General features: G+C 69.2%; 16 protein-coding genes. 10 read left to right on the top strand and 6 right to left on the bottom strand.

The features are described from left to right. Positions 1 to 130: 130 nt before the first annotated feature. Together QYL93_RS23280 and QYL93_RS23275 are read right to left on the bottom strand one after the other, a co-directional pair. Positions 131 to 1,312 (bottom strand): MFS transporter, encoded by a 1,182-nt coding sequence (locus tag QYL93_RS23280; protein ID WP_305745982.1) that lies wholly within the window; start codon positions 1,310 to 1,312, stop codon positions 131 to 133. 173 nt (positions 1,313 to 1,485) lie between these two features. After that, positions 1,486 to 4,176, bottom strand: a complete 2,691-nt coding sequence (locus QYL93_RS23275) for a sulfite reductase flavoprotein subunit alpha (RefSeq protein ID WP_305745880.1) — start codon at positions 4,174 to 4,176, stop codon at positions 1,486 to 1,488. 261 nt (positions 4,177 to 4,437) lie between these two features. On the opposite strand from QYL93_RS23275, the gene uvrA reads away from it, so the two are divergent. Continuing rightward, positions 4,438 to 7,482, top strand: coding sequence for an excinuclease ABC subunit UvrA (uvrA, locus tag QYL93_RS23270; protein WP_370877027.1), 3,045 nt, complete (start codon positions 4,438 to 4,440; stop codon positions 7,480 to 7,482). Positions 7,483 to 7,485: 3 nt separating this feature from the next. Here uvrA and QYL93_RS23265 read toward each other — a convergent pair whose 3' ends face one another. Together QYL93_RS23265 and QYL93_RS23260 are read right to left on the bottom strand one after the other, a co-directional pair. Further along, positions 7,486 to 8,454, bottom strand: coding sequence for an alpha/beta hydrolase (locus QYL93_RS23265; protein ID WP_305745879.1), 969 nt, complete (start codon positions 8,452 to 8,454; stop codon positions 7,486 to 7,488). Between the two features lie 61 nt (positions 8,455 to 8,515). Beyond that, on the bottom strand, positions 8,516 to 8,839 hold the full coding sequence (locus QYL93_RS23260; RefSeq protein WP_305745878.1) for a hypothetical protein: 324 nt from the start codon (positions 8,837 to 8,839) through the stop codon (positions 8,516 to 8,518). 158 nt (positions 8,840 to 8,997) lie between these two features. On the opposite strand from QYL93_RS23260, the gene ompR reads away from it, so the two are divergent. The 3 genes from ompR (at position 8,998) to QYL93_RS23245 (ending at position 11,685) form a co-directional block, all read left to right on the top strand. Next, positions 8,998 to 9,738 carry a two-component system response regulator OmpR gene (gene ompR, locus QYL93_RS23255; protein ID WP_305745877.1) on the top strand — a complete coding sequence of 247 codons (741 nt, stop codon included), beginning with the start codon at positions 8,998 to 9,000 and terminating at the stop codon, positions 9,736 to 9,738. Next, positions 9,735 to 11,084, top strand: a complete 1,350-nt coding sequence (locus QYL93_RS23250; RefSeq protein ID WP_305745876.1) for an ATP-binding protein — start codon at positions 9,735 to 9,737, stop codon at positions 11,082 to 11,084. The genes ompR and QYL93_RS23250 overlap by 4 nt, the downstream gene beginning before the upstream one ends. A 148-nt stretch (positions 11,085 to 11,232) precedes the next feature. Then, positions 11,233 to 11,685, top strand: coding sequence for an acyl-CoA thioesterase (locus QYL93_RS23245; protein ID WP_057266991.1), 453 nt, complete (start codon positions 11,233 to 11,235; stop codon positions 11,683 to 11,685). Positions 11,686 to 11,704: 19 nt separating this feature from the next. Here QYL93_RS23245 and QYL93_RS23240 read toward each other — a convergent pair whose 3' ends face one another. Further along, a complete protein-coding gene (locus QYL93_RS23240; RefSeq protein ID WP_305745875.1) occupies positions 11,705 to 13,831 on the bottom strand; it encodes a hypothetical protein in 2,127 nt (708 codons plus the stop codon). 78 nt (positions 13,832 to 13,909) lie between these two features. Next, on the bottom strand, positions 13,910 to 14,701 hold the full coding sequence (locus QYL93_RS23235; protein ID WP_057200823.1) for an IclR family transcriptional regulator: 792 nt from the start codon (positions 14,699 to 14,701) through the stop codon (positions 13,910 to 13,912). 166 nt (positions 14,702 to 14,867) lie between these two features. Here QYL93_RS23235 and QYL93_RS23230 point away from each other — a divergent pair, with 166 nt between their 5' ends. The 6 genes from QYL93_RS23230 (at position 14,868) to QYL93_RS23205 (ending at position 22,237) form a co-directional block, all read left to right on the top strand. After that, entirely contained in the window at positions 14,868 to 16,628 is a 1,761-nt protein-coding gene (locus QYL93_RS23230) for an FAD-dependent oxidoreductase (protein ID WP_305745874.1), read from the top strand. Between the two features lie 39 nt (positions 16,629 to 16,667). Further along, complete coding sequence (locus QYL93_RS23225) at positions 16,668 to 17,444, top strand: SDR family NAD(P)-dependent oxidoreductase (RefSeq protein ID WP_305745873.1); 777 nt, start codon at positions 16,668 to 16,670, stop codon at positions 17,442 to 17,444. Between the two features lie 71 nt (positions 17,445 to 17,515). Beyond that, positions 17,516 to 18,715 carry an ABC transporter substrate-binding protein gene (locus QYL93_RS23220; protein WP_305745872.1) on the top strand — a complete coding sequence of 400 codons (1,200 nt, stop codon included), beginning with the start codon at positions 17,516 to 17,518 and terminating at the stop codon, positions 18,713 to 18,715. A 100-nt stretch (positions 18,716 to 18,815) separates the two neighbouring features. Beyond that, entirely contained in the window at positions 18,816 to 19,739 is a 924-nt protein-coding gene (locus tag QYL93_RS23215) for a branched-chain amino acid ABC transporter permease (RefSeq protein WP_305745871.1), read from the top strand. Continuing rightward, positions 19,736 to 21,508, top strand: a complete 1,773-nt coding sequence (locus QYL93_RS23210; protein WP_305745870.1) for a branched-chain amino acid ABC transporter ATP-binding protein/permease — start codon at positions 19,736 to 19,738, stop codon at positions 21,506 to 21,508. The genes QYL93_RS23215 and QYL93_RS23210 overlap by 4 nt, the downstream gene beginning before the upstream one ends. A gap of 15 nt (positions 21,509 to 21,523) precedes the next feature. Then, positions 21,524 to 22,237 carry an ABC transporter ATP-binding protein gene (locus QYL93_RS23205; protein ID WP_305745980.1) on the top strand — a complete coding sequence of 238 codons (714 nt, stop codon included), beginning with the start codon at positions 21,524 to 21,526 and terminating at the stop codon, positions 22,235 to 22,237. Positions 22,238 to 22,271 lie beyond the last annotated feature (34 nt).

The following is a 22,271-nucleotide window of genomic DNA, read 5'->3' as shown; positions in this document are numbered from 1 at the left end:
GCTGCTCTACCTACTTGATGTTGGGGGGCGCTCGTGTGCTCTCCGGTCCGTGGAGAGTCTGCGCGCCTAACGCGCCATTGTGCCGCAAGCCGGGGTGGCCGGGGCGGGCGGGAATCTGATACAGGAACGCTCAGTGCACCTGGCCCCGCCCTGTGGGGCGCAGAGGCCAGGTCAGCACCAGCCACAGGGCGGTGAGCACGGCCGTGGTGGCAAAGAGGCCCGGTGCGCCCGCCCATTTGACCAGGGCGCCACCCAGGGCACCTCCGGCAAACAGCCCCAGGGACTGCAGGGTGTTGTAGCTGCCCAGGGCCGCGCCGCGCAGGGCGGCGGGTGCCATGCGCGAGACCAGACTGGGCTGGCTGGCCTCCAGCGCGTTGAAGCCGCAGAAGAACACGAACAGCAGCGGCCCCAGCACCCACAGCGTGGGCGTGGCGCCACTGGCCGCCAGGCCGCCAAGGCCCAGCTGCACCACCAGCACCAGTGCGATGGAGCCCAGCAGGGCGGCGCGCAGGTGCCCGGCGCGCTCCAGCGCGAACAGGCCCCCCATTGCGGCGAATGACAGCAACACTGCCGGCAGGTAGGCCTGCCAGTGGTGGTCCTTGGGCAGGCCGGCCTGCACCAGCATGGCCGGCACGGCCACCCACATGGACAGTTGCACCGTGTGCAGCACGAAGACGCCCAGGTTCAGGCGCAGCAGGTCGGGGTGGGCCCAGACGTCGGCCAGACGGCCCCGGGGGGCATTGCGGTGCTCCGTGGGCTCGGGGGGAACCAGCCACAGCACCACGGCCACGCCGGCCAGTGCCAGCGCGCAGGTCAGCCCGAACAGGCCCGACAGGCCGATGTGGGCTGTGAGCAGGGGCGCGGCCACCAGGGCCACGGCGAACATCAGGCCGATGCTACCGCCCACCAGGGCCATGGCCTTGGTGCGCACCGCATCGCGGGTCTGGTCGGCCAGCAAGGCCGTGACGGCGGCCGATACGGCGCCCGCGCCCTGCAGCGCCCGGCCCAGCAGCAGCCCGGTGAGCGAATCGGCCAGCGCCGCCAGCAGGCTGCCGCCGGCAAACACCAAGAGGCCGAGCACGATCACGCGCTTGCGGCCGAACCGGTCCGAGGCCATGCCCAGCGGCAGCTGCAGCAGCGCCTGCGTGAGCCCGTAGATGCCCATGGCCAAGCCCACCAGGGCTGGGTCATCGCCCCCGGGGTACTTGCGCGCCTCCAGCGCGAACACCGGCAGCACCAGGAACAGGCCGAGCATGCGGAGCGCGAAGATCAGCGCCAGGCTGACGCTGGCGCGGCGCTCCAGCGGCGTCATGGCGTGCGCTGCCGTCGGCGGCAGGGGGGCAGAGGGGGAAGGTGCGGCACTCGGGGCCGGGGAAGGCATGAACAAGGAAGGGGGCTCGGTGGACGGCTGGCGCAAACCCCGATTCTCGCCCATCGCCCCGTCCATTGACTTTGATCAAGAACAAACCGGCCATCCGTTCCGGTTCAATACACGTCCCGTCGATAGCGTCCGTCCTCGATCAGCGCGTCGAGTGCATCGGTGCCCAGCACCTCGGCCAGCACCGCATCCACGCCCGAGCCCATGCCCTGGGCACTGCCGCAGACATAGAGGATGGCACCCTGGGCCACCCATGCGCGCAACTCGTCGGAGGCGGCGCGCAGGCGGTCCTGCACGTACCGGTGCTCGCCGCCATCGCGCGAGAACACGCGGCCCAGCCGCGCCAGGAAGCCAGCCGCCTGCCAGCCCTCGATCTCGGCGGCGCACAGGGTGTCGTGTGCGCTGTGGCGCTCGCCGAACAGCAGCCAGTTGCGCCGGTGCCCGGTACGCACGCGCTCGCGCAGGTGCGCGCGCAGCCCGGCCAGGCCCGAGCCATTGCCGATGAACAGGCAGGGCACGTCGCCCGGCGCGGCGTCGAAGCGCGGGTTGGCCATCAGGCGCACGGGAACCAGGGTGCCGAGCGGCGCATGTACGGTGAGCCAGCCCGAGGCCAGTCCCAGTCCGCCCGCATGCCGCTCCTGGCGTACCAGCAGCTGCAGCGCGCCGTCCTGCGGCAGCGAGGCCACGGAGTAGGTGCGCGGCGCCAGCGTCACCAGGGTATCGGCACAGGCCTGGGCATCGGCGAAAGGCAGTGGCGGCACCGGCAGCACGCTTTGCGCCAGGGCCTCGGCCAGGGTGCAGCGCTGTCCGTCCAGGTGCACGTTCTGCCCGCCCGGCAGGCCGGCCGCCTGCAACCAGGCATCCACTGCTTCGGCGGAGTGCCGGGGTCGTACCTCTACCAGGGCACCGGGGTGCCAGTCCGCAGGGGTATCACAGGTCAATGCCAGCTCGAACAGCGGCCCGCCCTCGCTGCCGGGGTTCAGGTGCTCACGGCTGGCCAGGCGCCAGGGGGTGTTGGGCAGCTCGGGGCCGGCGTCGGCCAGGGCACCGTCCAGCACCAGGTGCTCGGCCCCCTCCAGGGTGGCCAGGGTCTGCATCCAGCGGGCCAGGGCGGCCGCATCGCCGCTGTCCACTTCGATCAGCGGGAACAGGGGCTCGGCACTGCCTTTGCGCAGGGCTTCGTCGAGTGCATGGCCGTAGCCGCAAAAGCGTGCGTAGTTGCGGTCGCCCTGCGCCAGCAGGCCGTAGCGCACGCCGGCCAGGGCGCCCGTGCCCTGCTGCGCCAGCAGGCGGGTGAAGCGCCGGGCGCTGTCGGGCGGCTCGCCCTCGCCGAAACTGCTGGCCACCAGCAGCACGCGGCGGTGCGCGTGCAGCGCCTCGGGGGTGAGCTGCGCCACCGACTGCACGGCCACACGCAGCCCGGCGCGCTGCAGGGTCGTGGCGCTTTGCAGCGCGATGCGCTCGGCCTGCCCGGCCTGGCTGGCGTAGGCCACCAGCAGGGTGTCTGCGGCGCTGCCGGCCGCCGTGGCGGGTACTCCCTGGCCGTGTGCGGCGCGCGCGGCCTCGGTGGCGCGGCGCTGGCGCCGGCGGTCCAGGTAGAGCATCCAGCCGGTGATGGCGAACAGCGGCAGGCCCAGGCTGGCCAGCAGCATGGCCACCCGCCCCGGCAGGCCGAAATAGGTGCCCATGTGCACCGGGTAGATGGTGCTCAGCGCGCGGGCGACCATGCTGCGGTCGGCATAGCGGTCCTCGGCGCTGACCTTGCCGGTCAGCGGCTCGATGGACAGGCGGCTGCGTGCGCGCTCGTGCGGGGCATTGGCTGCGAGCCAGGTGATCTGTACCGGTTGCCCGGCCTTGGCTGGCATGCGCAGGCTGGCCTCGGCCCAGTCGCCGGCCTGCTGCTGGAACACCGCCCAGGTGCGGGCCAGGTCCGGCGGCGCGGGCTCGGGCGCCTTGGGTTCGGCGCTGGCGGATGCCGGTGGTCGGGCCGGTGCGGCCACCCGCGGCGGGCGTTTCTGGCCGGCCCAGCCGTCCACCGTGTCGCGCACGGCATCGAAGCACCAGTAGATGCCCGTGGCCGTGAGCGCCACGTACATCACCAGCGCCCAGGTGCCGATGACCGAGTGCAGTCCCCACAGAAAGGAGCGGCCCTTGAGCGCCGAGTCGAACGTCAGCCAGGTGCGCCAGCGCAGCGGGTTGCGCGGCCAGCGCAGGTACAGGCCCGAAAGCGCCATCCCAAGCAGGCAGATGGCCAGCACGCCGGCCACCACCCGGCCGGGCTCGCGCGGCAGCAGCAGCCAGCGGTGCAGCGACTCGATCCACTCGAAGAAGCCGTGCCCCTGCAGCTCGCCCAGCACGGTACCGCTGTAGGGGTGCACGTAGACCACATCGCCGCGCCGCTCGCCGAGGCGCGCCACGAAGGTCACACGCGCCGAGCTGCCCGGCTCGGCCTGCACGGCCACGCTGCTGATGCGCTCGCTGCGGCCGGCGCGCTGCACCGCGTCGATGGTCTGCTGCGGTGTGAGCATAGGCCCCGCCGAGGGCGCCACCTGCCGCACCCCGGGGTTGATCACGTCCAGGATCTCTTCGTGGAAGGCCAGCAGCGCCCCGGTGAGCCCGATCACCACCAGCACCGTGCCGGCGGTGATGCCGATGAACCAGTGCACCTGGAACCAGGCCTGGCGCAGCGTGGGCAGGGCCGGCAGGCGCCAGCGGCGGCCAGCCCATCCAGCGGTGGGCGTGGCGCCAGAGGCGGAGGCATCGGGGGATGCGTCGGGAAGGGTCTGTTCGGAGGCCATGCTGCGGCGAGTGGGTGGCCAATGGGGGCATGCCCCATCGGATGGCCATCAAATGAGAATGATTGTCATTTTATTGGATTTGCCGCTGTCCCTTGCGCGGTGGCCGGAAACATCCGTCACTTTCGCCGGGGTTGGCAGGGCCCTGCAGGGCGGCTTCGATACAGACGGTTTCCACGGCCTTCGGCGGGCCGCAGGCAACGGGCTGCGCGGGGCATGCCGGTGGCCTATCATGGTGGGTTGTCCTGCATTGAGCCCGCCCCCGTGAAAAACGACCCTGTTGCCGCCGACGACGACCGATCTTCCGACGGCGCCTACCTGGCCCGCGTACTGCGGGAGCAGCGCATCAGCATCCGCGGGGCGCGCACGCACAACCTCAAGAACATCGACCTCGACATCCCGCGCAACCAGCTGGTGGTGATCACCGGGCTGTCGGGCTCGGGCAAATCGAGCCTGGCCTTCGACACGCTGTATGCCGAGGGCCAGCGCCGCTATGTGGAAAGCCTGTCGGCCTATGCGCGCCAGTTCCTCGGGCGGCTGGACAAGCCCGACGTCGACCTGATCGAGGGCCTCTCGCCCGCCATCAGCATCGAGCAGAAAGCCACCAGCCACAACCCGCGCTCCACCGTGGGCACGGTGACCGAGATCCACGACTACCTGCGCCTGCTGTACGCACGCGCCGGCACGCCCTTCTGCCCCGACCACGGCCTGCCGCTGGCGGCCCAGACCGTGAGCCAGATGGTGGACGCCGTGCTGGCCTTGCCCGAGGACACGCGCCTGATGCTGCTGGCCCCCGTGGCCCGCGAGAAGAAGGGCGAGTTCATCGAGGTCTTCGCGCAGATGCAGGCGCTGGGCTACATCCGCTTCCGGGTGGACGGCACGATTTACGAATACGAGAACCTGCCAGCCCTCAAGAAGACCGAGAAGCACAGCATCGACGTGGTGATCGACCGCCTCAAGGTGCGCCCCGAGATGCAGCAGCGGCTGGCCGAGAGCATCGAGGCCGTGCTGCGCGTGGGTGGCAACGAGGGCAATGGCCGCGTGCTGGTGCTGGAGATGGATTCGGGCCAGGAGCACCTGTTCAGCTCCAAGTTCTCATGCCCGGTGTGCAGCTATTCGCTGGCCGAGCTGGAGCCGCGCCTGTTCTCCTTCAACTCGCCCATGGGCGCCTGCCCGGCCTGCGACGGCATCGGCCAGCGCGAGGTGTTCGACCCGCTGCGCGTGGTGGCCTTCCCCACGCTGAGCCTGGCCAGCGGCGCCATCAAGGGCTGGGACCGGCGCAACGGCTACTACTTCGCCATGCTCGAGAGCCTGGGCCGGCACTACGGCTTCGATGTCGAGGCACCCTTCGAGTCGCTGCCCGCCAAGGTGCAGCACGCGGTGCTGCACGGCTCGGGCGACGAAGAGATCTCCTTCAGCTACATCATGGACAGCGGCCCCTCCAAGGGCAAGGTGCTGAGCCGCAAGCACAGCTTCGAAGGCATCCTGCCCAACATGGCGCGCCGCTATCGCGAAACCGATTCGGTGGTGGTGCGCGAGGACCTGGCGCGCTACCGCAGCACCCAGCCCTGCCCTGAATGCCATGGCACGCGCCTGCGCCGCGAAGCACGCCACGTGAAGGTGGGCGAAGGCGAGCAGGCCCGCGCCATCTTCGAGGTGAGCCACGCCACGCTCAATGACGCGCATGGCTGGTTCCGCTCCCTGTCGCTCACAGGGTCCAAGGCCGAGATCGCCGACAAGGTGGTGCGCGAAATCACCACGCGGCTGCAGTTCCTCAACGACGTGGGCCTGAACTACCTGAGCCTGGACCGCAGCGCCGAGACGCTGTCGGGCGGCGAGGCCCAGCGCATCCGCCTGGCCAGCCAGATCGGCTCGGGCCTCACGGGCGTGATGTACGTGCTCGACGAGCCCAGCATCGGCCTGCACCAGCGCGACAACGACCGCCTCATCGCCACCTTGCAGCACCTGCGCGACATCGGCAACAGCGTGATCGTGGTCGAACACGACGAGGACATGATGCGCGCCGCCGACCATGTGATCGACATGGGGCCGGGCGCTGGCGTGCATGGCGGCCGCGTGATGGCCCAGGGCAGCTACGACACAGTGCGCAACCACCCCGAATCGCTCACCGGCAAGTACCTGTCGGGCACGCTGGCCATCGCCGTGCCGAAACGCCGCACACCCTGGCTGCCGGTGGTGGAGGTGGGCGCGCAGGCCCCTGCGCCGGCCAAGGGCAAGTCGCGCTTTCCCGAGACCGAGGCCAGCAAGCGCCGCGCCGAGCGCATGGCCGCCCACCATGCGCGCCAGGGCGCCGTGCAGGCCCTGCGCGTGGCCGGCGCCACGGGCAACAACCTCCAAAACGTGACGGTGGACTTCCCTGTGGGCCTGCTGACCTGCGTGACCGGCGTCTCGGGCTCGGGTAAGAGCACGCTGGTCAACGACACGCTGTACGCGGCCGTGGCGCGCCAGATTTACCGCGCCCACGAAGAGCCGGCCGCGCACGACGAGATCGTGGGCATCGAGTACTTCGACAAGGTCATCAACGTCGACCAGTCGCCCATCGGCCGCACGCCGCGCAGCAACCCGGCTACCTACACGGGCCTGTTCACGCCCATCCGCGAGCTCATGGCGGAAGTCAACACCGCCAAGGAACGGGGTTACGGCCCGGGGCGCTTCTCCTTCAACGTGGCCGGCGGCCGCTGCGAGGCCTGCCAGGGCGACGGCGTGGTGAAGGTGGAGATGCACTTTTTGCCCGACGTCTACGTGCCCTGCGATGTCTGCCACGGCCAGCGCTACAACCGCGAGACGCTGGAGGTGCTCTGGAAGGGCCGCAACATCGCACAGATCCTGGAGCTCACGGTGGAGGATGCCTTCGCCTTCTTCAAGGACGTGCCGGCCCTGGCGCGCAAGCTGCAGACCCTGCTCGACGTGGGCCTGTCCTACATCCGCCTGGGCCAGGCGGCCACCACGCTCTCGGGCGGCGAGGCGCAGCGCGTGAAGCTGGCGCAGGAACTCTCCAAGCGCGACACCGGGCGCACGCTCTACATCCTGGACGAGCCCACCACCGGCCTGCACTTCGCCGACATCGACCTCTTGCTCAAGGTGCTGCACCAGCTGCGTGACGCGGGCAACACCATCGTCATCATCGAGCACAACCTGGACGTGATCAAGACGGCCGACTGGCTCATCGACATGGGGCCTGAAGGCGGTGCCGGCGGCGGCACCGTGGTGGGGGTGGGCACGCCCGAGGACCTGGCGGCCAACCCCGCCAGCCATACGGGCAAGTACCTGGCGCGCTACCTCGCCTGAAGCTCAGCGCAGGCGCTGCGCGACGACCGGATCGAGCGAGCCCATGAAGGCTTCGACAGCCTGCGTGTAGCCGCTCTCCAGGCCCAGGTTGGCATTGATCTCGCCGTGCGTGAGGTCCTGCGGCAGCACCTCGGCGCGGCCGCCCAGGGCCTGCACATGGGCTGCCATGCCCTGCGCCTGCAGGCAGGGGCGGTCGGGCCGGCTGGTGGAGCACACGAACTGGTAAGGCGGTTGAGCCCCGGTCACGGCATGGTAGGGCGAGATTGCAAACCAGAAGGCCGGGTCGCTGCCCAGCACCTCGTCGTAGAACGGGTAGTGCGGCAGCGACATCACGACGGGCGCGTTGAGCAGCGCACTGTCGAGCGACACCGTGCCCAGCCAGGGCGTGACGCCCAACTGCTGCAGGAGCGGCGCATGCGCGTTGACGAACGACACCAGGTGCGCCCCGGCCGAGTGGCCCATGAGGATGAACTTCGTGGGATCGGCGCCCCACTGCGTGGCCTGCTTCTGCGCCGTGTCGAGCGCCACGGCCACGTCGATGGCCTCCTGCAGCACGATGACTGCCGGGTGCAGCCGGTAATTGACCGAGATGAAGACAAAGCCGCGCGGCACCCAGCGCGCCGCCTTTTCCTGCACCACGCCGGACATGGCCTTGTCGCCCCTGCGCCAGCCACCGCCATGCACCATGAAGATGACCGGTGCCGGGCCTTCCACGCTGCTGCGCGGGGTGCTGGGCAGGTAGATGTCCATGCGCTGCAGCGGGTCGGGGCCATAGGGTACGTCGGCGATGCGCTGCACGCCGGCCGGCAGCGTGGTGGTGGTGCCGCCGCCCGCATCGTCGAAGAAGCTACCGGGATCCGTCGGCTGCGCGCGGGCCGGCGCCACGGCGGCGAGCGAGGCCAATGCCAGACCCAGGGGCAATGAGGCCCGACTGGCCCAGGTGCGAAGGCGGAAAGCGAGGGGGGTGGTCATGCGGGTTTTCTCCTGCAATGGTAGTGAAATGGACGAAAACGGGGGTGGGGCTGGCTAGTGGTTACTGCGGCGTGCCCTTGCGGCTGGCCAGGCGCGCTGCGATGGCGGCGGTGATCTCGGCCTCGGTCACGAAGCCCTTGCGCTGGGTGTCGATCTGGTCGAACGCGCTGTACACGCGCGGCATGCCGGCCTGGGCCTCGGCACGGGTGAGCTGGCCGTTGCCGTCCTTGTCGGCGGCCATGAGGCGCTGGTGCAACTGCTCGCGCGCCTCCCGCATCTGCTGGGTGCGTTGGCCGGACGGCGCGGCCTGGGCGCTGGCACCAGCCACCAGGCCAGCGGCGAGAATGCCGGCCACGGCCAGCGTTCGGGTGGAGGAAGAGGTCACGGGTCGGCTCCTGGGGTTGCGGATGCCCCGACTGTGGCGCCCAGGTGTGAGCCATTTGTGGCGTGGATCGGTCGATGTATGACAAAGCATGACGAAGTGGCCTGCTGCAGGGCCTTGCGCCCTACCATTGCCCCATCCTGAGTTGCACGCCCTCCCCTATGACCGAAGCCCTGGCCCGTATTCTGGTGGCCGATGACGAGCCCGACCTGCGCGCCCTGCTGCAGCGCTACCTCAGCGACCAGGGCTATGCCGTGCGCACGGTCGATGGTGCCGGCCCGCTCGATGCACTGCTGGCGCGCGAGCGTTTCGACGTGCTGGTGCTCGATGTGATGATGCCGGGCGAGGACGGCCTGTCCATCTGCAGGCGCCTGCGCGCGCAGGGCGAGACCATTCCCATCCTCATGCTCACGGCGCGCGGCGACCCGGTGGACCGCATCATCGGCCTGGAGATGGGTGCCGACGACTACCTGCCCAAGCCCTTCAACCCGCGCGAGTTGCTGGCCCGCGTGCAGGCCATGGTGCGCCGCCAGCGCATGCTGGGCGCGCACACCGGCCCGCTGCAGGCCGGCGGCTGCATCCGGTTTGGCGACTTCACTCTGTGGGTGGACGAGCGCCGGTTGACCCGCGACGGGCAGGATGTGCCCCTGACCAGCGGCGAATTCGCGTTGCTGCAGGCCCTGGCGCAGCAGCCGCGCCGCCCCCTCGGGCGCGACCGGCTGATGGCCCTGGCCTACGGGCCCGACCACGAGGCCGCCGACCGCAGCATCGACGTGCAGGTGATGCGCCTGCGCAAGCTCATCGAGGCCGACCCCGCGCAGCCGCGCCATATCCGCACCGTATGGGGGGTGGGCTATGTCTTCATGCCGGACGGCTTGGCACCCGCCGGGGGCAGTGCATGACCGCCTCGGCGCCTGCGCGGGGCTGGTGGCCGCGCAGCCTGCTGGGGCGCAACCTGCTGCTAATCACGGCGCTGGTGGTGGCGAGCCAGCTGTGCGCCGTGGTGCTGGTGCGCCAGATGATTCTGCAGCCGCGCGTGGCCCAGGTGGCCGACGGTGTGGCGCGCAATGTGGCCGCCTTGCGTGCCGGGCTGGACGTGCTGCCGCCCGCACAGCGCGCCGCCTTCGTCGAGGCCTTCAACCGCCAGGCGGCCCTGGCTGCGCTGGAATCCGACGATCCGCCGCCGCCGCGCCGGCGCGCCCTGCTGTCGCCGCTGGAGCAGCGCTTCGTGCAGGCGGTCGCCCGGCGATTGGACCAGGCCGAGGCCACTATTGCCGGTGGGCCGCGCTGGCGCCGCGATGGCGCGGGCACGCTGGCGCTGCGTGTGGCGCATGGTGGCACCGACTACTGGCTGAATCTGCCCAGCGTGTTTCCCACGCGCGAGTTCACGGGCGCGTGGCTCATGGCCACCCTGGCTGGCGTGCTGCTCGCCCTGCTCGGCGCCTGGTGGCTGCAGCGCCACCTGAACCGGCCGCTGGCCCGCGTGGTCGCTGCCGCGCAGCACCTGGCACAGGGCCAGGCGCCCGCCCCCCTGCCCGAGGATGGGCCCCAGGAGATCGCCACCGTGGCGCGCAGCTTCAACCAGATGGCGCGCAGCCTGGCCGAGGCCGACCGCGAGCGCGCGCTGATGCTGGCCGGTGTATCGCACGACCTGCGCACCCCTTTGACCAAACTGCGCCTGGGGGTCGAGATCGCCCAGGCGCATGTGGACGCGCCGCTGGCCGCCAGCATGGCCCGCAGCATCGAGGAGATGGATGCCATCGTCGGCCAGTTCCTCGACTTTGCGCGCCTGGGCGACGGCGAGGCCCCCGTGGCCGCCTCGCTCGATGAACTGGCCCGGGCCGTGGCCGAGGCGCAGGCCGACCATGGCCGCGCGGTGCGGCTGGAGCTGGGATCAACGCCAGCGGTGCCCGTGCATGCACAAGCGCTGCGGCGTGCCGTGGACAACCTGGTCGAGAACGCCTGGCGCCATGGCGCTGCGCCCGTGGTGCTGAGAACGGGCGCCGGTGCGGCTGGCCTGTGGATCGAGGTTGCGGACCATGGCCCCGGCATCCCTCCCGCCGAGCTGGAGCGCATGCGCCAGCCTTTCGTGCGCGGCGGTGGTAATGCCCGTGCAGGTGCCCCGGGGGCCGGGCTGGGTTTGTCCATTGCGGACCGCGTGGCGCGCGCGCACGGTGGCGTGCTGGAGTTGCACAGCACACCGGGCACCGGCCTGCGCGCGCGGCTGGTGCTGCCGCGCCCGGGCTGACCAGAAGGGGCTGTGCGGGCCCCAGGGGTGGTACCACACGCTGCCGCAGGTCGCCCCAGCATGCCCGTTCGGTGGTTGGCGACGCCTTCCTACAGAGCACCTCGCGGTAAATGGGATATACCGGTGCACCTTCCGAGGAGAGTTCCGCATGCATTCCATCACCCTGCGTTTTCTGGCGTCGCACACCGCCCCGTCGGCATCCGGCCGCATCCACGGCGGTACCGTGCTGCGCTGGATGGACGAGGCCGGCTTCGCCTGCGCCTGTTCCTGGGCCGGTGGGACTTGCGTGACGGCATTCATGGGCAGTGCCAGCTTCGACCGGCCCATCCACCCGGGAGACCTGGTGGAGGTGCAGGCCAGCCTGGCCCACACGGGCGAAACCAGCATGAACATGCTGATCGAGGTGCGCAGCGGCGGCATCCAGGAAAAGGAGCTGCGCCAGGTCACCCATTGCGTGGCCGTCTATGCTGCGCTCGATGAAGACAGCGCACCCCGCGCCGTGGACAAGTTCTCGCCCGAGACCCCGGGCGACATGGCCCTGGCCGAACGCGTGAATGCGCAGGTCGATGCGGCGCGGCTGCACCTCGCGCCGGCGCACTGAGATGCGATAGAACAGGTTGTCAGGTCGGCGCGTTGACGGCCTGCAGGAACTCCGCGTCCTGCCGGTAGCGGTCGAAATCCGTGTCCCGCAGGAACTGCGCGGGCGGCTTGCCCAGGCGGCGGGCGTTGGCGATGGCCTCCAGCATGCGCGCCTTGTCGCCGGTGAGTGCGTAGTAGCACGACAGGTTGTACATCAGCGTGCCGTTGGTCTGCACCGCCGGGTCGAAGCCCGGCCCGACCAGGGTTGCCATCACGGCTTCGGCCAGGTCGCGTTCGTTGGTGCGCATGGCGAAGGCCAGGGTCTGGCTGGCGATCACACCGACGTTGTAGACCTGCTTGTCATCGCGCTGGTACTTGCCCATGGATGGGTAGACCTGGGCCAGGTAGTGGCGCACCAGTTGCGAGGACGCGGCGAAATCCTCCCGGCCATTGAAGTGGTTGATCAGCTGCGCATACGCATGGGTGATGTCCGAGGCATCGCCCTGCACTCGCTGCAGGTCCTGCGCCAGGTCCTGCGCGATCTGCAGGAACGCGGGCAGTGCGCCGGGTGCGCGCTGGGCGGCGGCGTTCGCATCCCTGAGCGCCTGCACCGATGACCTGCGCGCGGATGCGGGCCGTGCCGGATTGCCCACGTAGGCCATGCGGGCGCCGGGCAGCGCCTGCTGCAGGTTGCCGCTGCGCAGCAGCACCGACATCCCCGACGTGGGGCCTTCAAGGTCGGGCACCTGCACCACCAGCTCCAGCGGGCCCTTGCCGCCTTGCAGCCGCTCGAAGGCAGCGCGGGTCTCGCCCGCAGGCAGGTCGATGCGCAGCTGCGTGTCTTCCTCCTCGGAGGACGTGCGCCAATGCAGCGACAGTGCCGAAGGCACGGCCTGCAGGGCGGGCCACAGCGCCTGCACGGGGATCTGCGGCCCCATGCCAGCGTGGCGCTTGCGCGCGTCGGGGCTGCGCAGCCAGGTGTGCACGGCCGGGGCCGCCGCTTCGCCGGGCCGCGCGGCAGCCAACTCCACATTGGCGCTCACTGCGTACGAATGGGTCGACGGCCCGGTGAACACCGGGCGCCACGCGCCGGTCTCTCGACCCGTGGCCTGGCCTGGCACCGCGCCGCGCGGGCGCACCACGTACAGGCCGATATCCTTCTCGTAGTGCCGCAGCAGCGCCTCTTCGCCGGGGTGGTGCAGGTAGCTGCGCGGGTGCACGGTGAACCAGGGGTTTGTGCCCGGCAGCACGGGCGACGGATCCCACCACGCCATGTTGGGAAAGCGGAACTGCCCATCTTCCTTGGGAATGAAGGCCTTGAACTTGAGCACCTCCCTGCCCACGCGCAGCTGGGTATGGGCATCGCCGAACCAGTAGCGGCTGGGCAGGTTGCCAGGCACGCCCAGGGCCTTGAGGGCCACGCCCACGGTGGCCCCGAGCAACTGCCCGCTCAGGCCCTCTTCCAGGTGCAGGCGGCGGCGGTCGAAGTCCACCACCTTCACGCGCGAAATGTCTTGCCCGGTGCTGTCGAAGTCCCCGGGTTCGATCTCCGTCCAACCCTTGCGGGCAGGGTGGTAGCCGCCGAGGCAGGTGGCGTCCCAGCCCAGCTTCTCGGCGAAATGGGTGCGCTGGCGGCAATAGGTGTCCACCTTGTCGCGCTGGCGCGTGATGTCCAGCACCCATGCCTTGCCGCCCGACAGCAGGTAGGCCCAGGCGCTGGTGTCGTTGCGGCCGAACTCCACGTGATCGGCGCGGTCGAGCTCTGCGAACAGCTCGGCCTGCGAGAGGCGGTTGCCATCCACGGTGGGGGCATACGGTTTGCGCCGCCGGTCGCCGCTGTACACCCAGTCGCTGTAGTAGTGGGGCGTGAAGACGATGCCGGAGGTGTGGATCCCGCTGGGCACGCGCAGCGTGTCCTGCAGCTCCCCTTGCGCATTGAACTTCCACAGATAGCCGCCGGCCACCGCGACCAGTTGCTGCGTGCGCGGCAGCGCGAACAGGCCTTCCACCTCGCCATGCAGTACCTTGCGGGCTTCCAGGTTCGGTGAGGCCGCGAGGTTCTCGGACAGGCGTGGGTACTCCTGGGGCGAGGGTTTGGCGCCAGCGGCGCAGGACAGCAATGCGTACGCGGCGCAGACTCCGAAGCGGCGGAGCGAGGAAAGGTGCATGGAAGGGGCCGGTCTGGAGGAGCGGCTATTCTGACCCACGCTGTGCACAGGCCCCGCGGGGCAGGTGCCTGTCGCGAATCAGCCCGGGGCTGGCGGCGCGGTGCGCCCGATGCGTTGCGAGACCTGAAGCGCGCACTGGCGCAGCGGCGTGGCCACCGAGCCATCCCAGCTGCTGTCGAAACTGGCCGATGGGCCCATGGCCAGGATGCCCAGCACCAGGTGACCGGCCGAGTCGAACACCGGTGCGCACAGGGCGTCGATGCCGGGAATCGGCTGCCCCAGCGAGCGCGACAGGCCGTGCTTGCGCGTCTCGGCCAGGGCGGCGTCGAGTTCCGCGTGGGCGGGTTCGCCCTTGGCGTCCTTGCGCGTGCCCAGGCGCTGCAGTTCATCGTTCAGGATGCGCTCCACCACCTTGGGCGGCATGTAGGCCGCGAACAGCCGGCCCGTGGCCGTATTGGTCAGCGACATCACGGTGCCCGTGCGCAGGTTCACGTGCAGGGGCTCGATGGGCTCTTCGAGCCGCACGATGGTGGGCCCCAGGTTGCCCCAGACGGCCACCGCAATGCTTTGGCCCGAGTCATTGGCCAGCGCCTCGATGAGTTGCGAGGCCTCCTTGACCGGGTCCATGCGCTGCAGGCGCGTCAGGCCCAGTTGCAGCGCCAGCGGCCCCAGTTCGTAGTGCCCGGCCTCGGTCTGGGTGACGAAGCCCACCTTCAGAAAACTCACCATGTACGGATGCGCCTTGCCCGCCGTCATGCCGCTGGCCTTCGCCAGGTCCTTGAGCGCCAGCGGGCGCACGTGCAGGGCGAGTTGCAACAGCAGGGCACTTCCGATCTCGATCGATTGGATGCCACGGCGACTTTTTTCCATGATGGGGAGTTCCAGACGGGGGGTGGCCAGTGTATCCATAAGGGTTTTCCATGACATAGACAGATTCATCCGACTGAATCGCATGATTTGATATTAACGGATCAATTGACAATAGTCATACGCTCGATAGAATCCGCCAAAACACTTCGAACGTTGGAGACAAGGCATGACGCAGGACAGCATCTCGGTGGATGTATTGGTGGTGGGCACGGGCGCCTCGGGCATGGCGACGGCCATCACGGCGGCATCGCAGGGCCTGAAGGTGCTGGTGGTGGAAAAGGAAACGCGCTTCGGCGGCACCACCGCGCGCTCGGGCGGCTGGCTGTGGATTCCGGGCACGCGCCTGGCCACGGAACAAGGTATTCAAGAGCCGGCCGGTGCCGCCCGCGCCTACCTGCAGCACGAGGCCACCACCCATTTCGACGCCGCGCGCGTCGACGCCTTCCTGGAGTACGGCCCCAAGGCCATCGACTTCTTCACCCAGAACACCTGCGTGCAGTTCGACATGCCCGCCGTGTTCCCCGACTACCACGCCGAGGCCACGGGCGGCCAGCCCGGCGGGCGCTCGATGGTCACGCGCCCCTTCAATGGCCGCGAACTCGGCCCGCGCATCAAGCACCTGGCGCCGCCCCTGCCCGAGCTCACGGTGTTCGGGATGATGTTGGGCTCGGGCCCCGAGATCAAGCACTTCATGCGGGCCTTCAAGTCGCCCACCTCGTTCGCCTACGTGGTGCGGCGCCTGAGCAAGCACGCCATGGATGTGATGGGCAACGGCCGCGGCATGACGCTGACCAACGGCAACGCCCTGGCCGGCCGCCTGGCCAAGGCCGCGATGGACCTGGACATCCCCGTGTGGCTGTCCTCCCCGGTCACGAAACTGGTGGTGGAATACGACGGCGTCAGTGGCGCGCTGGTGCAGCATGAAGGCAAGACCGTGAAGGTGATCGCCACGCGCGGCGTGGTTCTGGCGTGTGGCGGGTTCCCGCACGACGTGGAGCGGCGCAAGCAGCTCTTTCCCCACGCGCCAACCGGCAAGGAGCACTACTCGCCTTCGCCCGCATCCAACACCGGCGACGGCCTCAAGCTTGCCGAGGCCGTGGGCGGCTATGTGGACGGCACCATCCCCCATGCGGCGGCCTGGGTGCCGGCATCGGTCACCACGCGGGCCGATGGCAGCAAGGGCGTGATGCCGCACTTCATCGACCGCGCCAAGCCCGGCGTGATCGCCGTGACGCCCAAGGGCGTGCGCTTTGCCAACGAGGGCAATTCGTACCACGACTTCGTGCAGGCCATGGTCTCCGCCTGCCAGGGCGAGAAGGAAGTCTCCGCCTGGCTGCTGTGCGACCACAAGGCGCTGCGCGCCTACGGCCTGGGCTGCGTGGCCCCCGCACCGCTGCCCATCGGGCGCCACCTGCGCAGCGGCTACCTGCAAAGCGGCGATACCGTGGCCGAGTTGGCAGCACGCATCGGTGTGGAGCCGTCGGTGCTGGAGGCCACCGTCAGCGCATTCAACGACGCCGCGCGCCGTGGCGAAGACCCGGCGTTCGGCAAGGGCAGCAAGGCCTACAACCGCTACCAGGGGGATGCGCTGGTCACCCCCAACCCCTGCCTGGCCCCGCTGGAGAACGGGCCGTACTACGCGATCAGGCTCGTGATCGGCGATATCGGCACCTTTGCCGGCCTGCAGACCGACGACAGGACCCGCGTGCTCAACGCCGCAGGCCAGCCGATCAAGGGCCTGTACGCCGTGGGCAATGACGCGGCCAGCATCATGGGCGGCAACTACCCCGGTGCCGGAATCACCCTGGGCCCGGCGCTCACCTTCGGCTACGTGGCTGGGATGGAACTGGCGCAGGCCCTGGTGCCGGTGCGTGAATCGGTGACGCTGCAGGACCGAGCTGCCGTGCCCGTGGCCCGCACGGCCTGAGCCCGCCCCCAAAAAGACCAGAGAAGAAGGAGCAGACATATGGTGTATCCAGAAACAGTGGCCCCGCGCCTGCTGAGCGGACGGCTGGCGCTGGTCACGGGCGCTGGTCAGGGCAATGGCCGCGCGATCGCGCTGGGCCTGGCCCAGGCCGGCGCACGCGTGGTGGTGACCGACATGAACACGGCAGCCGTGAAGGAAACGGCACGCCTGGTCAAGGCCGAAGGCGGCGACGCCTTCGCCTACACGCTGGACGTGACCGTGCCAGAGGCTTGCAACGCGCTGGCCGCGCAGGTGGGCAGCGAGGTGGGTGCCATCGACATCCTGGTGAACAACGCCGGCATCATCATTCGCGAAGGCACGGGCAGCGAACGCGCCGCCGCCAACTGGAAGAAGACCATCGATGTCAACGTGCACGGCACCTTCAATGTGAGCCTGGCCTGGCTGCCGGCCATCCAGTCCACCCGGGGCTCCATCATCAACATCGCCTCCATCGCCGCCTATGCCGGCCAGGGCGGCAGCCTGGGCTACTCGCCCTCCAAGGGTGCGATCAAGATGTTCACGCAGTCGCTCGCGGCCGAACAAGCCCCCAAGGGAGTGCGCGTGAATGCGCTGGCGCCCGGCGTCATCGCCACGCCCATGACCGCCGCCACGCGCGAGAACCCCGAGCGGCTCGAATCGTTCATGACCCGCATCCCCATGGGCCGCGTGGGGGAGACCGAGGACCTCGTCGGCCCGGTGATCTTCCTCGCGTCCGACATGTCGCGCTATGTCACGGGCATCACGCTGCCCGTGGACGGCGGCTTCCTCGCCGTCTGACCGAGTTCCCCCCGGCCCGGCCCGGCAATGGGTGCGAGGCAGCTTTCAACCATAAAGAAGGAGACAACACCATGCAACTCAAACGCCTTTGCGCAGGCCTGCTGGCCGCAGCCGCCGTCACTGCGATCTCGACCGGCGTGTCCGCCCAGGACATCAAGCTCGGCTACAACGGCGATCTTTCCGCCTCGCCCTCGGCCCAGAGCGGCCAGGCTGCCGTGATCGGCATGGAAGCGGCCATCGCCGACATCAACGCCGCAGGTGGCGTGCTGGGTCGCAAGCTCACGCTCACCACGCGCGATGACGTCTCGGCACCGCCCAAGTCCATCCAGAACATGAGCGAGCTGATCGACAACGAGAAGGTGGTTGCCGTGTTCGGCCCCACCAACTCGGGCAACGCCATGGCCTGGAAGCACATCGCCAACCAGAAGAAGATCCCCGTGCTGGGCAACGTGGGCTCGGGCACCGACATCACCAAGCCCATGAGCCCTGGGGCCGACAACTACATGTTCCGCGTCTCCATGGTGGACCGCGAGCAGGTCGCTGCCCTCATGGCCTACGTCAAGAAGAACTCCGCCACCTCGAAGGTGGTGGGTCTGATGGCCGAGACCACGGGCTACGGCCAGGGCGGCTTGAAGGACATGCAGGAGATCGCCGAGGTGCAGGGCATCAAGGCCGCTGCCACCGAGCGTTTCGGCGTGGGCGACACGGACATGACCTCGCAGCTGAGCAAGATGAAGGCCGCCGGCGTGGACACTGTGGTCGTCTGGGCCCAGGGCACGCCGATTGCCCAACTGGTGCGCAGCATGGAAAAACTCAACTACTTCCCGCTCACGCTGACCTCCTGGGCCGCAGACAACATCACCTTCTACGACGCGGCCGGCAAGGCCCTGGCCGAAAAGCCGCTGTTCATGCGCACCGTGAGCGAGACGCGCACCCCTGCGCAGCAAAAGCTGTTCGACCGCATCGGTGCCAAGCTCAAGGCGCCCGGCTCGTTCTCGTTCGCGCTGCATGGCTACGACTCGGTGCTGCTGTACGCCGAGGCCGTCAAGCAGGCCAAGACCACCGAAGGCTCGGCCGTGCGTCTGGCGCTCGAAGACCTCAAGACCCCCGTGCAGGGCGTGCTCAAGGCCTACGACAAGCCCTTCACCAAGACCAACCACGACGCACTGACCGCCAAGGACTTGGTCTGGATCCGCTGGAAGGACGGCAAGCTGCTGCCCTACACCGATGCGCTGATCGGCTCGCTGACGCCGGCCGACTTCAAGCAGTAAGCCGGTCTCACGGCCTTCATCGAAACGACGCACGACGACGACAACAACGGCCGGGCGTGACGGACATCCGTGTCCATAGCGCCCGGCCGAGGAACAGAACATGACAGAAGCGCTCTTGCAGGCGATCATCAGCGGGCTGGCGGTAGGCGGTGCCTACGCGCTGGTGGCGCTGGGGTTCAGCATCACATTCACGACCACCAAGACCCTCAATTTCTCGCACGGGGAGTTTGTCTCGGCGGGCGCCTTCATCGGCATGAGCGCACTCTTCCTGGTGCTGGGCAAGCCGGTGAGCTCCACCACCTTCGGCGATGCCATTCCCGGTGCCGGCGCACAGTTGCTGGCCCTGGTGGCGGCCCTGGGTGCCATGGGCCTGCTGGGCTGGCTGCTGTACGCCATCGGCGTGCGACCCTTTGCCGGGCGGCCCGGCATGGCCTGGGTGATGAGCACGCTGGGCTTCGGTGTCATCCTGCAGAGCATCGGCCTGGCCATCTGGGGCCCCAAGCCCGTGGTGGTGCCCGCACCGGTGGGGGATGCAGTGATTCGTTTCATGGGCGTGGGCGTGCGCCCTCAGGAATTGCTCACGCTGGGTGTCACCGTGGCCATCATGCTGGTGTTCGACCGGGTGATGAACCACACCATGGTCGGCAAGGCCATGCGCGCCGTGGCCGCCAATGGCAGCGTGGCCAGCCTCATGGGGATCAACACCAATGCGGTGATGATCGGCGCCTTCGTCGTCAGCTCGGCGCTGGCCGGGTTGTCGGGTTTTCTGCTCGCGCCCATCGCCCAGGCATCGCTGTTCATGGGGCTCACCGTGGGGCTCAAGGGCTTCTCGGGCGCCATGATCGGCGGCCTGAGCAACCCGCGCGGCTGCGTGATCGGCGGCTTCGTGCTCGGCGTGTTCGAGTCCATGGTCAACCTCTGGCAGGCGCAGTGGCGCGAGGTGGCGGTGTTCGCGCTGGTGATCCTGGTGCTGGCCTTCCGTCCCACGGGCCTGTTCGGCAAGAAGATGGTGGAGAAGGTATGAAGCAGGGCCGTCACTTCGTGGGCGTGGCCCTGGTGGCCGCAGTGCTGATCGGCGCCACGGCGCTGTTCAACAACGACTACTACCTGCGCATCGTGTTCATGATGTGCGTGTACTACCTGTGCGCCGCCGGCATGAACGTGCTGGTGGGCTACGCTGGCCAGAAGTCGCTGGGCCAGGCCGGCCTGTTCGCAGCGGGCGCCTATGCGGCAGCCCTGCTCACCACGCGCACCGAGATGAGCCCCTGGCTGGCGCTGGTGCTGGCCGCCGGCATCTCGGGCGTATGCGGCGTGCTGATCGCGCTGCCCTCGCTGCGCGTGAAGGGGCCGTACCTCGCCATGGTCACGCTGGCCTTTGGCATCGTGGTGGAAAAGCTGGTGGGCGAATGGACCGACGTCTTCGGCGGCGCCCAGGGCATCTACGGCATCAAGCCGCTGACCTGGAATGGCCAGCCCTTCACGTCCGTGCAGTGGGCGTGGTTCGGCATCGTGCTGTGTGCGGCGGCCCACCTGCTGCTGCGCAATCTGATCTGCAGCCGCTTCGGCCGCGCCCTGCTGTCGCTGCAGGCCGACGAAATCGCATCCTCCTCGGTGGGCGTGCGCGTGTACCGCGCCAAGGTCATCGCCTTCGTGGTCGCGGCCGTCACCTGCGGCATCGCAGGCGCCCTGGTGGCGCAGCAGAACCAGTACATCAACTCCGACTTCATCACCTTTCACCTGTCGATCTTCATCCTGCTGCTGGTGCTGTTCGGCGGCGCGGGCTCCATGTACGGCCCGCTGGTGGGCACGGTGATCCTCACGCTGGTGGATGCGCTGCTGGCGCGCTGGCCCTCGGCCCAGCATTTCCTCTACGGCTTCTTGCTGCTGTTCGCGCTGTACGTGATGCCCGGCGGCATCATGGGCCTGGTGTCCCAGTGGTTCCAGAAGGCGAAGAAAGCCGGCCTGGTGGCCGGTGGCAGCGCCGCGCCCACGCGCATCGGGCCCGACGGTAGCGGCGAGCTATTGGTGGTGCAGGGCGTGAGCAAGTCCTACGGTGGCGTCAAGCCCGCACAGGACGTGTCGTTCCGCCTGCAGCGCGGCCACATCCACGCGCTGATCGGGCCCAATGGCGCGGGCAAGAGCACCATGATCAACATGCTCACCGGCGTGGTCGATCCCGACCGGGGTTCCATCCGCTTCCTGGGCCAGGAGATCGTGGGCCGCCAGGTGCACACCATCTGCTGTCTGGGCATGGGCCGCACCTTCCAGAACCTGCGCCTGTTCGCCGACCTCTCGGTGCTGGACAACGTGATGCTGGGGCGGCACAGCCGCATGAGCAACGGCTTCTTCTCCTCGCTGCTGTCGCTGCCCCAGGCGCGCCGCCAGGAGGTGGCCACGCGCGAGCGCTCCATCCAGCTGCTGGACCTGGTTGGCCTGTCGCACCTGGCACACCAGCCCGCCGGCAGCCTGCCCTACGGCCTGCAGCGCCGCGTGGAGCTGGCGCGCGCCCTGGCCACCGAGCCGCAACTGCTGCTGCTCGACGAGCCCGCCGCCGGCCTGAACCCGCAGGAGACGGCCGAGCTGGGCCAGCTGCTGGTGCGCATCGGCAAGTGCGGCGTGAGCATCCTGATGGTGGAGCACCACATGGACCTGGTGATGTCGATCTCGGACCACGTGATCGTGCTGGACTACGGAATCAAGATCGCCGAGGGCAAGCCCGCCGAGGTGCAGGCCAACCCGCGTGTCATCGCCGCATACCTGGGCGTTGACGACGACGCCGTGGCCGCCACCTGAACCGAGAGCATGAGCATGTTGAAAATCGAATCCGTCAAGGTGTCCTACGGCGCCATCGAGGCGGTCAAGGGCGTGAGCCTGGAAGTGCGCCAAGGCGAGGTGGTCACCATCATCGGCGCCAACGGCGCGGGCAAGAGCACGCTGCTCAAGAGCATCTGCGGCCTGGAGCCCGTGGGCGAGGGCCGCATCCTCGTGGACGGCAAGGACTGCACCCAGGTGCCCGCTCACCAGCGCGTGGGCCTGGGCGTGGCCATGTCGCCCGAGGGGCGCGGCGTGTTCGCCGACCAGACGGTGCGCGAGAACCTGATGCTGGGCGCCTACTCGCGCAGGGCCGAGGGCGCTGCGGCGCTGGAGGCCTCGATCCAGCGCGAGTTCGTGCGCTTTCCACGCCTCAAGGAGCGCGAGCACCAGCTGGCCGGCACGCTGTCGGGCGGCGAGCAGCAGATGCTGGCAATTGCCCGCGCCCTGATGAGCGGGCCGCGCCTGCTGCTGCTCGACGAGCCCTCGCTGGGCCTGGCGCCACTGATCATCAAGGACATCTTCGACGCTATCCGCCAGCTGCGCGATGCCGGCCTGACCATCCTGCTCGTCGAGCAGATGGCCAAGCAGGCCCTGGGCGTGGCCGACCGCGCCTACGTGCTCGAAACCGGCCTCATCACGCTCGAGGGCTCAGGCGTGGAGCTGCTCAACAACCCCAAGGTCAAGGCCGCCTACCTGGGCACGCATTGACACCATCTGGAACACCAAGGACCCCCACCATGAT

This window comes from Acidovorax sp. A1169 (genome assembly GCF_030704685.1).
Lineage (GTDB): Bacteria > Pseudomonadota > Gammaproteobacteria > Burkholderiales > Burkholderiaceae_C > Acidovorax.
This window is presented reverse-complemented; position numbering and strand designations above follow the sequence as displayed.

Coding starts and splice junctions, on each gene's coding strand:
- QYL93_RS23280 (WP_305745982.1), bottom strand. CDS start 1,312: ATGACGCCGCTGGAGCGCCGCGCCAGCGTCAGCCTGGCGCTGATCTTC.
- QYL93_RS23275 (WP_305745880.1), bottom strand. CDS start 4,176: ATGGCCTCCGAACAGACCCTTCCCGACGCATCCCCCGATGCCTCCGCC.
- QYL93_RS23265 (WP_305745879.1), bottom strand. CDS start 8,454: ATGACCACCCCCCTCGCTTTCCGCCTTCGCACCTGGGCCAGTCGGGCC.
- ompR (WP_305745877.1), top strand. CDS start 8,998: ATGACCGAAGCCCTGGCCCGTATTCTGGTGGCCGATGACGAGCCCGAC.
- QYL93_RS23250 (WP_305745876.1), top strand. CDS start 9,735: ATGACCGCCTCGGCGCCTGCGCGGGGCTGGTGGCCGCGCAGCCTGCTG.
- QYL93_RS23245 (WP_057266991.1), top strand. CDS start 11,233: ATGCATTCCATCACCCTGCGTTTTCTGGCGTCGCACACCGCCCCGTCG.
- QYL93_RS23240 (WP_305745875.1), bottom strand. CDS start 13,831: ATGCACCTTTCCTCGCTCCGCCGCTTCGGAGTCTGCGCCGCGTACGCA.
- QYL93_RS23235 (WP_057200823.1), bottom strand. CDS start 14,701: ATGGAAAAAAGTCGCCGTGGCATCCAATCGATCGAGATCGGAAGTGCC.
- QYL93_RS23230 (WP_305745874.1), top strand. CDS start 14,868: ATGACGCAGGACAGCATCTCGGTGGATGTATTGGTGGTGGGCACGGGC.
- QYL93_RS23225 (WP_305745873.1), top strand. CDS start 16,668: ATGGTGTATCCAGAAACAGTGGCCCCGCGCCTGCTGAGCGGACGGCTG.
- QYL93_RS23220 (WP_305745872.1), top strand. CDS start 17,516: ATGCAACTCAAACGCCTTTGCGCAGGCCTGCTGGCCGCAGCCGCCGTC.
- QYL93_RS23215 (WP_305745871.1), top strand. CDS start 18,816: ATGACAGAAGCGCTCTTGCAGGCGATCATCAGCGGGCTGGCGGTAGGC.
- QYL93_RS23210 (WP_305745870.1), top strand. CDS start 19,736: ATGAAGCAGGGCCGTCACTTCGTGGGCGTGGCCCTGGTGGCCGCAGTG.
- QYL93_RS23205 (WP_305745980.1), top strand. CDS start 21,524: ATGTTGAAAATCGAATCCGTCAAGGTGTCCTACGGCGCCATCGAGGCG.